Here is a 10459-nt window from a genome sequence, read left to right as displayed (position 1 = left end):
CGCCGCAGCCCTGTTCACCGAACACGGCGAACTCCTCGACATCCGCGAGGACGTCGGCCGCCACAACGCCGTCGACAAACTCGTCGGCCGCGCCCTGCAAAACGGCGACCTGCCGCTATCCCGCACCATCCTGCTCGTCTCAGGACGCGCCTCCTTCGAACTGGCCCAGAAGGCCGTGATGGCCGGCATCCCGGTCCTCGCGGCGGTCTCGGCCCCGTCCTCCCTGGCAGTGGACCTTGCCGCGGAGACGGGCCTGACCCTGGTCGGCTTCCTGCGGGGCAGCAACATGAACGTGTACGCGGGCGAGGACCGCATCACCCTGCGGGCCGCGGCCACCCAGGGCTGAGCCCGACCGCGCTCAGTCGCTCGTGAAGTGCACATCCGCCGTGCGCACCACCGAGCCCAGCCGAGGGAAGTCCAGCCGTACCGAGGCCTCGTGCTCCGCCGCAGTGAACGCGGCCATCGCGTCCTCGACGAAAACGAGGTCGTAGTCGAGGTCGCCGGCGGCGCGGGCGGTGGACTCGACGCCGAGGTTGGTGGCGATGCCGCCGAACACGAGGGTGGTGATGCCGTGTTCGCGCAGGCGGCCGTCGAGGCCGGTGCCCTGGAAGCCGCCGATGGTCCGCTTGACGATCTCGACGTCGCCGAGCCGGAGCAGTCCGGCGGCCAGGCCGCTGCCGGGCGGTTGCTCGGCGACCGTGGGGCGTTCGACGCGGATGAGGACGACGAGGGCACCGACCGAGCGGAACTGGGTGGCCAACTCCTCGGCGGCGGCGAGGACTTCGGTTCCCTTGCGGGGTTCCAGCGGCAGTCCGACGATGCGGTCCATCAGGTCGACCAGGACGAGCGCGGTGCGCGCGGGGTCGAGTGCGAGGGGTGCGGTCATGACGGAACGTTATCCGTCGTCAGCCCTCCGTACCGGAAATCCGGATCAACAGGCACATGAACTGGTCGCGTTCGGCCGCCGAGAGCGGGGTGAGCAGCTCGTCGTTCGCTCTACGGGCCACCTTCTCGCAGCGCTTCAGCAGGCGTGCGCCCTCGTGACGCCGCGTCCCTGACCGAACCCCGACAACTCCCGCCTCTGAAACCGGCGTTCGTCATCCCTGACTCCCCGTCACCACCCGTCCGGAGTAGTGGCCCGGCACCGCACAACCCCACGCGCCCCGGCTCGTTACTCCGGGAGTGCAATGGGCCGTCCGATATACGGCCCGTCGGTCAGTAGGAGGCAGTCACTTGGATGCCGGGACCACCCTGCTCGGCTCGTTACTCGCCTGTGCGGGTGTGTTGGGCGCGGCTGTAGTGGCGTACCTGGGCAAGCGCGGGGAGAACGCGCTGACCGGGTACTCCAGCCTGACCGAGAAGCTGCAGGCCGAGCGCGACCGCCTGGAACGCCAGGTGGCCGAACGGGACAGCCGTATCAGCGAGTTATCGACGCTGCACACCGCCGACCAGTCGGAGATCGCGCGGCTCAGGCTCGACATCCACCGCATGGGAGGTACGTCGTGACGTCACGTTTCGAGCGGCTGCTCGCCCGGCGGTGGCGCAGCGTCTTCCTCGTCTGCGTGCTGATCGCGCTCTCGGGTGTCGCGGTGATCCTCTGGGCGCGGATCGACGCCGGGGACCGCCGCGCCGAACAGATGCGCGCCGAGGCCGACCGCCGGGGCAAGGCCCTGTCCACGCTGGCGCAGGACGTGCGCGACCTGCGCGCCCAGGTCGAGGCCGGTGGCGGCACCCCGGCGGCACCCGATCCCTCCGAGGCGGTCGACGACCTGATCGACCGTGTCCGGGTGCCCGCCGCGCTGCCCGGCGAGCGCGGTGAGAAGGGCGAGCGGGGAGTGCCGGGCACAGGCGGCGCCCCCGGCGACCCCGGCGCGGCCGGCTCCAGCGGTGAGCCCGGCCCGTCGGGACCGCCGGGACCGGAAGGACCCGAGGGCCCCGAAGGCCCGGAGGGCTCACCCGGCCCCTCCGGCCCGCCCGGCGACCCGGGATCGCACGGAACGGACGGCTCGGCGGGCACCACGGGGCCGGCGGGCCCCTCGGGCACCGACGGCCCCCAGGGCGTGCAGGGCCCGAAAGGCGATCCCGGCCCCAAGGGCGACCCCGGGCCGGCCTGTCCGGACGGCTACACCCTCCAGGTACCGGTCGACGACCCGGACGCCCTGGTCTGCCGCAGAGCCGGCGCAGCCGTTCCGGCACCAAGTCCGGGCCCCGCAGCCGTACTTCCGGCCTTGCTGCGCCCATGGCGTCGACGTGAACCCGGCTGACCACCGGCGACGATCCGCTCCGTAGGGGGTTCGCCCGCGCCGCGCTCACCACCGGCGACGCCTCCTGCGCGGCATCGTCCCCCGACTGCCCATGGACCCCGCGCCCCCCACCCACTAACGTCCCGAACCGTGCCCGAGGACGCGCGAGCGCGGCAGCGGACGGCGGCCGGGGTCGGGCTGTTGCTGACCCTGGCGCTCGCGGCTGTGCTGCTCACCGCCCTCCCGGACGACGGCGAACGGGAGGGCGGTGCCGGCTGCGTGCCGCGTGCCGTCGGCTCATGGTCGACGGACGAGCGGCTCACCGCCGAGTTCGCCCGCTACGGCGACGACGCGTCCCGTGTCGACGACTGGACCGGCGGTGACGGCACCCACTCGGTGCAGTTGCCGGACGGCCGGGTGCTGTGGCTGTTCTCGGACACCTATCTCGGCCAGGTGTACGGCCCGCCGAATCCGGTCGGCGAGTCCTACGCCTGGCGGGACACCACCGCGCCGCTGGTGCGCAACTCGGCGGTGGTGATGCGCGACCGGCGCCTGGAGAGCACTCTCCCGACGCCCCTGTTCCCCGACCCGGCCCCCAACCAGTGGCGCTGGCCGGTCGCGGCCCGGGTCGAGCCCCGCTCCCCCGGGTCGGACGAAAAGGTCGTACGGGTGTTGCTGTGGGTGCGGACCGCCGGTCAGTCCCCCTGGATCTACGGCGTGCCCACCGCCACCGAGGTCGCCACCCTGTCCCTGCCCGATCTGCGCGTCGAGTCGATCACCAAGGTCCTCGACGAGCAGCTGGTCCAGGATCCGTCCCGGCGTGTCCTGTTCGGTACGACGCTGGTCGAGGAGGACGGCTGGACGTACGTCTTCGGGGGCGACGACGGTCAGGCCGCGTCCCGGCCCGCCTCGTCGGCGTATGTGGCGCGGGTGCCGGAGGGCAGGCTCGGGGAGCCGGGTGCCTGGCGGTACTGGGACGGGGCCGCTTGGACCGCGGGTGCCCGTCCGCGTGCGGTGCTCGGGGACGGGCGGCGTACCGGGGTGGGCAGCGCGTTCTCGGTCGTGCGGGCGGACGGGACGTATGTGCTGTTCACCATGGCCGCGGGGACGAAGGGGCTGTCCACCGTGACCTCGTACTGGGCCTGCTCCCCGGCCGGACCGTGGCACGGGCCGACGAAGGACTTCAGCCCGGCGCTGCCCCACGCCCAGGTCGCCGCCTACAACCCGCAGACGCATCCCGAACTCGCGGGCGACGGGCGGGTGGTGCTGAGCTACGACGTCAACTGGCTGGAGACGGCGGGGGCTTCGGCGCAGATCAGCCGGAACGTGTCCCTGTACCGACCGCGGTTCGTGACGCTGCGGCTGACGCCGACCCGGTGACCTCCTCGCCCGGTGCGGTGGCGTCCTCGCCGACCGGGTCGTGCGAGCGGCGCTTGGCGATCACCGCGCACACCATCAGCTGCATCTGGTGGAAGAGCATCAGCGGCAGCACCGCGAGCGAGGCGTGCGCGCCGAACAGGACGCTCGCCATGGGGAGTCCGGAGGCGAGGGACTTCTTCGAGCCGGCGAACTGGATCGCGATCCGGTCCTCGCGGTTGAAGCGGAGGGCCTTCGCGCCGTACCAGGTCAGTGCCAGCATCACCGCGAGCAGGACGGCCTCCACCACCAGCAGTCCGGCCAGGCGGGCGGGGCTGACCTTGTGCCAGATGCCCTGGACCATGCCCTCGCTGAACGCGGTGTAGACGACGAGGAGGATCGAGCCGCGGTCGACGAGGCCGAGGACCTTCTTGTGGCGGGTGATGAAGCCACCGATCCAGCGGCGCAGCAACTGCCCGGCGAGGAACGGCACCAGGAGTTGCAGCACGATCTCGAGGAGCGAGTCGGCCGAGAAGCCCCCGCTGCCGCTGCCGAGCAGGGCGGCCGCGAGCAGCGGGGTGATGACGATGCCCACCAGGGAGGAGAAGGAGCCGGCGCAGATCGCGGCGGGCACGTTGCCGCGGGCCATGGAGGTGAAGGCGATCGACGACTGGATGGTGGAGGGGACGAGGGTGAGGAAGAGCAGGCCCTGGTAGAGCGGGTCGGTCAGGAAGACCGGGACGAGTCCGCGGGCGGCGAGGCCGAGCAGCGGGAAGACGAGGAAGGTGCAGGCCAGCACGGTGACGTGGAGCCGCCAGTGCTTGAGTCCGTCCAGCGCCTCGCGGGTGGACAGGCGGGCGCCGTAGAGGAAGAAGAGGAAGGCGATCGCCGCCGTGGAGGCGCCGGACGCCACGTCTGCGGACGTCCCGCGTGCCGGTACGAGGGCAGCGAGGCCCACCGTGCCGAGCAGCAGCAGGATGTAGGGGTCGACCGGCATCCAGGCCGGCCATCGCAGGCGCTTCACGGTTCTCCACTTGCTCGTGCTCGACAGCGGTACAGGGCGGTGCGGGGGCCTCCAGGACAACGGATCCCCTCTCCATCGTCCTCTTCCGGCCCGCGATCGGGAATCCGGCATACCACTCTGACTGTCATCACGTTTCGCGATAGCCTGGGGTGGTGTACGACCCGTCGCAGTTGCGTACGTTCCTGGCGGTGGCGCAGACGTTGAGCTTCACGCAGGCCGCCCGGCGGCTCGGGCTGCGTCAGTCGACCGTCAGCCAGCATGTACGGCGCCTGGAGGATGCCGCCGGGCGGCAGCTGTTCACCCGGGACACGCACTCCGTGGAGCTGACGGAGGACGGGGAGGCGATGCTCGGTTTCGCCCGCCGGCTCCTGGAGGTGCACGAGCAGGCGACGGCCTTCTTCACCGGGACCCGGGTGCGCGGGCGACTGCGTTTCGGCGCCTCGGAGGACTTCGTGCTGACCCGGCTGCCGGAGATCCTGGAGGGGTTCCGTCACGACCATCCCGAGGTCGATCTGGAGCTGACGGTCGAGCTGTCGGGCACGTTGCACGAGCAACTCGACGCCGGGAAACTGGACCTGGTGCTGGCCAAGCGGCGGCAGGACGAGCCGCGGGGCGAACTGGTCTGGCACGACCGGCTGGTGTGGATCGGTGCGGAGCGGCTGCGCCTCGACGCGGACCGTCCGGTGCCGCTGATCGTCTATCCGCCGCCGGGCATCACCCGCGCGCTCGCCCTGGAGGCGCTGGAGCGGCAGGGGCGCGAGTGGCGCATCGTGTGCACGAGCGGCAGCCTCAACGGGCTGATCGCGGCGGCCCGTGCGGGCTTGGGTGTGATGGCCCACTCCCGCGGCCTCGTCCCCCCGGGTCTGGTCCGCATGCCCGACCGCGCGGGCCTCCCGGAACTGGGCCAGGTCGACTTCGTCCTGGTCCATGGCCAAAGACGTACGGCAGCCCAGGGAGCAGCAGACGCACTGGCAGCGGCAATCTTGGCGGCCGGCGACCGCTTGCACAAACGGTGACTACAACGCGCCCCATAGGGGCGCGGGGCTGTGTCGATATGCGGCTCCGCCGCGTGGGCGCGACCAGCCACGACGGCGCAGCAGACAACAAACCACTCACCGCGCCGCCAGCGGATACGTCAGCTGCTTCACCCGCCGCAGAAACGGCGTCGTCTCCACATGCTGAACCCCCTCCAACCGCCCCAACGGCCCGCTCAAATAGGCATAAAGATCCGCCGAGCTACGAGCAAGCGCGGTAGCGCAGATATTCGTGGCCCCCGCGGTAGCGGACGCGTGGGCGATCTCGTCGTGGCCGGCAAGAGCCTCCCCGACGGCCTGCAGCGCACCCGGCGCGGCCGTGATCCACAGCACCGCCGCAACCGGATGATCGAAGATCTCCGGGTTGTACTCCACGTCGATATACACCGCACCCGACCCGAGCAGCGCGGCCAGCCGCCGCTTGACCGCTGACTCGGAGCGCCCGGTGGCGCGTTGGAGTTCGGGATAGGTCGCGCGTCCGTCCCGTTCCAGGACCGCCAGCAGCGGCTCGTCCTCCGCCTCGATACGGGCCGGCCCCGCCGCGGGCACCGGTACGGGGGCCAGCGCGGCGGTCTGCTCGTCGGTCAGGGCATGCAGCTTGCGGACCCACCCGTTGACCCCGCCGTAGAACCGATGAAGCAGTTGATGCGCGCGGATCTCCATGACACGAGGCGTCCGCGGCAGCTTCCCGAGAAGCAGGTCGTCGTGGTCGCCGGGGCTGCGCGGCCGGGTCAGACAGAGAACCTCCGTGCCGCCGGAGGCGAGCCCGATCCAGTACGTGTCGGGGCGCTTGGCGAGCGCTTCGCCGATGGCCAGGGCGTTGTCGGGCGCGCACCGCACCCGCAGCATCCACTGGTCCTGGCCGAGGGCGTGGGAGTCCCGCATCGCCACGACCCGCAGCCCGCCCTCGGCGCACAGCCTGCGGTAGCGGCGGGCGACGGTCTGGTCGGAGACCCCGAGCACCGCCCCGATCCGGCTGAAGGAGGCCCGGCCGTCGACCTCCAGCGCCGACATCACCTGAAGGTCGAGCTTGTCGATGGTGTGGAATTCCGTCTCCATCAGACTCACCCCTGTCGGATTCCGCCGGTTGAATGCCGACAGCCGCTGTGATCGCCCGGTCCCACCCATCGTACGGAGGAAGACGCATCCCACGGACGAGGAGTTGAGGACATGCGTACATGGGGGCCGCTCACGGCTATATGCCTGGGCACGTTCATGTTGTTGCTGGACGTGACGATCGTGGTGGTCGCCCTGCCGGACATGGCGGGGTCTCTGCACGCGTCGCTGAGCGATCTGCAGTGGGTGGTGGACGGGTACGCGCTCGCGCTGGCGGCGCTGCTGCTGGGGGCCGGGGCGGCCGCGGACATTCTGGGGCGGCGCCGGGTGCATGTGGCGGGCGTGGTGCTGTTCGCGGCGGCATCGCTGCTGTGCGGGCTCGCGTCCGGGCCCGGGACGCTGGTGGCCGCCCGTGCCGTGCAGGGGGTGGGCGCCGCCGCGATGTTCGCGACGACGCTGCCGCTGCTCGGCTCCGTCTACCAGGGGCGGCAGCGCTCGGCCGCGCTCGGGGTGTGGGGTGCGGTCAGCGGCGGGGCCGCGGCGGTCGGACCGGTGCTCGGCGGGCTGCTGGCCGAGGGGCCCGGCTGGCGGTGGATCTTCTTCGTGAACCTGCCGGTGAGCGTGGTCGCCGTGTGGCTGACGCTGCGGGTGGTGCCGGAGTCGCGCGGCCCGCGGGGGATGCGGGTGGACTGGCTGGGCACGGTGACGTTCGCGGGGTTCGCGGGCGGGACGACGTATGCGGTGGTGCGGGCCGGTGAGGACGGCTGGACCGCGTCGGGCGCGCTGGCCTCCTTCGGGCTCGCCGCGCTCGCGCTGGTGTGCTTCGTGCTGGTGGAGCGCCGGGCCGCGCATCCGCTGCTCGACCTGTCGCTGCTGCGCAAGCCCGCGTTCGTGGGGGTCATGGCGGGGGCGCTCGCCTTCAACGGCGTGGCGTTCGGTGTGATCGCGTACACCTCGATCTGGATGCAGACGCTGCTGGGGATGAGTCCGGTGCGCGCCGGTCTGACGCTGCTGCCGCTGACGGGGGCGGCGGTCGTGGTCGCGATCCTCGGCGGGCGGCTGCTGCACGGGGTGCCGGCCCGGCTGACGATCGGCGGCGGGCTGCTGCTGGTCGGTTCGGGGTCCTTCTGCCAGGCGGTGCTGGACGCGGGATCGGGCTGGACGGCGCTCGCGCCGGGGCTGGTTCTGGTGGGTGTGGGCACGGGGCTGGTGTCGCCGGCGATCGCCGGTGCGGCGCTGGCCGCGATGCCGCCGGGGCGGGCGGGCATGGCGGGCGGTGCGGTGAACACGTTCCGGCAGCTGGGCTACGCGCTCGGGGTGGCCGTCTGCGGGACCGTACTGACCTCCCGGATGCGGGACACGCTGCCGCAGGACGCGGCGCACACCCTGGCCGGCGGCGGCGCCGCGGCCCTGCGGGGCGCGTTCTCCGCGCACACCCTGCGTTCCGCGTTCGCCTCGGGGCTCAACTCGGCGTTCGTGGTGATGGGTGTGGTCGGCACGATCGGGGCGGCGCTGGTGCTCGGCCTGGTCAGGAAGGAGCGCGCGGCCGGGACCGGGGTGACGGATTCCGCGCCCGCGACGCTGACAGAGGAGGAGACGGCATCCCGGGGATGACCCTTTCTGCAAGGTCGTGCGCCGTAATCGGGTCGTACAGATTCAGTGGAGATTACGGTGCCGAAACTTACTCAACCGTCAGCTTTGTGTCCGACCCTTCCGCATGTGAGCGCATTTTCCATCACTGACCAGTGCATACGTGAGCACTGCTCGGCTTCGGCACCCCTCCCGTCCCGTCTCCGGGTGGGGTAGCTTTCACGGCGCTGTGCGGAGCATCACTCAAGAGAGCGCCAAGGAGCGGGGAGCGGGGTTTGCGCGAGTTCACCAACCCTCCGTTGGCGTTGGCACCCCCGGTGGGCGGACTGGCCGACGTCGTCTTCCAACATGCCCAGGAGGACCCGCTGTATCTCGCGCTCGGCCGTAAGGACGACGACGGGCAGTGGCGGGACGTGACGGCGGCGGAGTTCCGGGACGAGGTCCTGGCCCTCGCCAAGGGGCTGCTCGCCCGGGGCATCCGGTTCGGCGACCGGGTCGCCGTCATGTCCCGCACCCGCTACGAGTGGACGCTCTTCGACTTCGCGCTGCTGTCGATCGGCGCCCAGGTGGTGCCGCTCTACCCGACCTCCTCGGCCGAACAGTGCTTCTGGGCGCTCTACGACGCCGAGTGCACGGCCGCGATCGTGGAGCACGAGGACCACGCGATGACGATCGCCACCGTCATCGACCGGCTGCCGCAGCTGCACCAGCTGTGGCAGCTGGACGCCGGCGCGGTGCAGGAGCTGTACGACGCGGGCGCCTACCTCGACGACGAGATAGTGCACCGCCACCGTCAGGCCGTCACCCCGGACTCGATCGCGACGATCATCTACACCTCGGGCACGACCGGCCGTCCCAAGGGCTGTGTCATCACCCACGGCAACTTCATGTACGAGGCGGACACCGTCATCGAGCGCTGGGAGCCGGTGTTCCACTCGAAGAAGGGCGACGAGGCGGCGACCCTGCTGTTCCTGCCGCTCGCGCACGTCTTCGGCCGGATGGTGCAGATCGCCGCGATCCGCGGCAAGGTCAAGTTCGGCCACCAGCCGCAGCTGAACGCCGCCGCCCTGCTGCCCGACCTCGCCGCGTTCAAGCCGACGTTCTTCCTCGGCGTGCCGTACATCTTCGAGAAGGTGTTCAACGCGTCCCGCCGCAAGGCCGAGAAGGAGGGCAAGGCCGGTCCCTTCGAGAAGGCCGTCGAGATCGCGGTCAAGTACGCGGAGGCGATGGAGGCCAAGGCCTGGGGCACCGGGCCCGGTCCGTCGGCGGGTGTGCGCATGCAGCACCAGCTCTTCGACAAGCTCGTCTACTCCAAGCTGCGGGCGGCGATGGGCGGGCGTATCCGGCACGCGATGACCGGCGGCTCGGGGATGGACCGCCGGCTGGGGCTGTTCTTCGCGGGCGCGGGCGTGCACATCTACGAGGGCTACGGCCTCACCGAGACGACGGCGGCCGCGACCGCCAACCCGCCCGAGCGCACCCGTTACGGCACCGTCGGGCAGCCCATCCCGGGCATGACCGTGCACATCGCGGACGACGGCGAGATCTGGCTGCACGGCCACAACGTCTTCCAGGGCTATCTCAACAACCAGAAGGCCACCGACGAGACCCTGCACGACGGCTGGCTGGCCACCGGTGACCTGGGCGCGCTCGACGAGGACGGCTACCTGACCATCACCGGCCGCAAGAAGGAGATCCTGGTCACCTCCGGTGGCAAGAGCGTCTCCCCCGGCGTGCTGGAGGAGCGGGTGCGCGACCACCCGCTGGTCTCCCAGTGCATCGTCGTCGGCAACGACCGCCCCTACATCGCCGCGCTGGTGACCCTCGACCAGGAGGCCGTCGAGCACTGGCTGACGATGCGGAACAAGCCACAGATGCTCCCGGCCGATCTGGTGCGCGACGCCGACCTGGAGACCGAGGTGCGCCGCGCGGTGGTCGCCGCCAACACTCTGGTCTCCCAGGCCGAGTCGATCCGCACCTTCCGCATACTGGCCCAGCCGTTCACCGAGGAGCACGGCCTGCTGACCCCGTCGCTGAAGCTGAAGCGCAAGGCGATCGAGAACGCGTACGCCAATGAGGTCGAGGCACTGTACCGAGCCTGAGGTTGTTTCCGGCTGATTCTGCGCTCAGGAATGCACAGCACCCTCTGATCGTTG

The 10459-nt window shown here is 71.3% G+C and carries 10 protein-coding genes and 1 pseudogene; 7 read left to right on the top strand and 4 right to left on the bottom strand.

Translation table 11 applies throughout. The annotated features are described in order from the left end of the window. Nucleotides 1-346, top strand: a 346-nt coding sequence (locus tag IG08_RS0127740; RefSeq protein WP_030608001.1) for a formate dehydrogenase accessory sulfurtransferase FdhD, incomplete at its 5' end; no start/stop codon positions are given. A 12-nt stretch (nt 347-358) separates the two neighbouring features. Here IG08_RS0127740 and IG08_RS0127735 read toward each other — a convergent pair. Both IG08_RS0127735 and IG08_RS57445 read right to left on the bottom strand, forming a co-directional pair. Then, nucleotides 359-886 (bottom strand): isochorismatase family protein, encoded by a 528-nt coding sequence (locus IG08_RS0127735; RefSeq protein WP_030607998.1) that lies wholly within the window; start codon nt 884-886, stop codon nt 359-361. A 19-nt stretch (nt 887-905) separates the two neighbouring features. Beyond that, nucleotides 906-1040 (bottom strand): annotated as a pseudogene (locus IG08_RS57445) (MarR family transcriptional regulator); the annotation flags it as partial. Nucleotides 1041-1233: 193 nt separating this feature from the next. Here IG08_RS57445 and IG08_RS0127725 point away from each other — a divergent pair. From IG08_RS0127725 to IG08_RS0127715, 3 genes are all read left to right on the top strand, one after another. Next, on the top strand, nt 1234-1506 hold the full coding sequence (locus IG08_RS0127725; protein ID WP_030607994.1) for a hypothetical protein: 273 nt from the start codon (nt 1234-1236) through the stop codon (nt 1504-1506). Continuing rightward, nucleotides 1503-2264, top strand: a complete 762-nt coding sequence (locus IG08_RS0127720; RefSeq protein WP_030607991.1) for a collagen-like domain-containing protein — start codon at nt 1503-1505, stop codon at nt 2262-2264. The genes IG08_RS0127725 and IG08_RS0127720 overlap by 4 nt, the downstream gene beginning before the upstream one ends. Before the next feature lie 129 nt (nt 2265-2393). Continuing rightward, a complete protein-coding gene (locus IG08_RS0127715; protein ID WP_030607989.1) occupies nt 2394-3623 on the top strand; it encodes a DUF4185 domain-containing protein in 1230 nt (409 codons plus the stop codon). Here the strand turns inward: IG08_RS0127715 and IG08_RS0127710 are convergent. Next, nucleotides 3559-4596: a bile acid:sodium symporter family protein gene (locus tag IG08_RS0127710; protein ID WP_030607986.1), complete on the bottom strand. Its 1038-nt coding sequence runs from the start codon at nt 4594-4596 to the stop codon at nt 3559-3561. The genes IG08_RS0127715 and IG08_RS0127710 overlap by 65 nt on opposite strands. Before the next feature lie 179 nt (nt 4597-4775). Here IG08_RS0127710 and IG08_RS0127705 point away from each other — a divergent pair, with 179 nt between their 5' ends. Further along, a complete protein-coding gene (locus tag IG08_RS0127705) occupies nt 4776-5639 on the top strand; it encodes a LysR substrate-binding domain-containing protein (RefSeq protein WP_030607982.1) in 864 nt (287 codons plus the stop codon). A gap of 96 nt (nt 5640-5735) precedes the next feature. Here IG08_RS0127705 and IG08_RS0127700 read toward each other — a convergent pair whose 3' ends face one another. Continuing rightward, a complete protein-coding gene (locus IG08_RS0127700) occupies nt 5736-6716 on the bottom strand; it encodes an Lrp/AsnC family transcriptional regulator (protein WP_030607979.1) in 981 nt (326 codons plus the stop codon). Nucleotides 6717-6827: 111 nt separating this feature from the next. On the opposite strand from IG08_RS0127700, the gene IG08_RS0127695 reads away from it, so the two are divergent. Together IG08_RS0127695 and IG08_RS0127690 are read left to right on the top strand one after the other, a co-directional pair. Beyond that, entirely contained in the window at nt 6828-8327 is a 1500-nt protein-coding gene (locus tag IG08_RS0127695) for an MFS transporter (RefSeq protein ID WP_030607976.1), read from the top strand. A 251-nt stretch (nt 8328-8578) separates the two neighbouring features. Continuing rightward, entirely contained in the window at nt 8579-10405 is a 1827-nt protein-coding gene (locus tag IG08_RS0127690; protein WP_030607971.1) for an AMP-dependent synthetase/ligase, read from the top strand. The last annotated feature ends 54 nt before the right edge of the window (nt 10406-10459 follow it).

This window comes from Streptomyces fulvoviolaceus, assembly GCF_000718165.1.
Classification (GTDB): Bacteria; Actinomycetota; Actinomycetes; order Streptomycetales; family Streptomycetaceae; genus Streptomyces; species Streptomyces fulvoviolaceus.
The sequence above is the reverse complement of the archived record's forward strand: the minus strand, read 5'-3'. Positions and strand labels throughout refer to the sequence as shown.

Bases quoted from the DNA above. Each gene is read 5' to 3' on its own strand.
- IG08_RS0127735 (WP_030607998.1), bottom strand. From the start codon at position 886: ATGACCGCACCCCTCGCACTCGACCCCGCGCGCACCGCGCTCGTCCTG.
- IG08_RS0127710 (WP_030607986.1), bottom strand. From the start codon at position 4,596: ATGCCGGTCGACCCCTACATCCTGCTGCTGCTCGGCACGGTGGGCCTC.
- IG08_RS0127700 (WP_030607979.1), bottom strand. From the start codon at position 6,716: ATGGAGACGGAATTCCACACCATCGACAAGCTCGACCTTCAGGTGATG.
- IG08_RS0127695 (WP_030607976.1), top strand. From the start codon at position 6,828: ATGCGTACATGGGGGCCGCTCACGGCTATATGCCTGGGCACGTTCATG.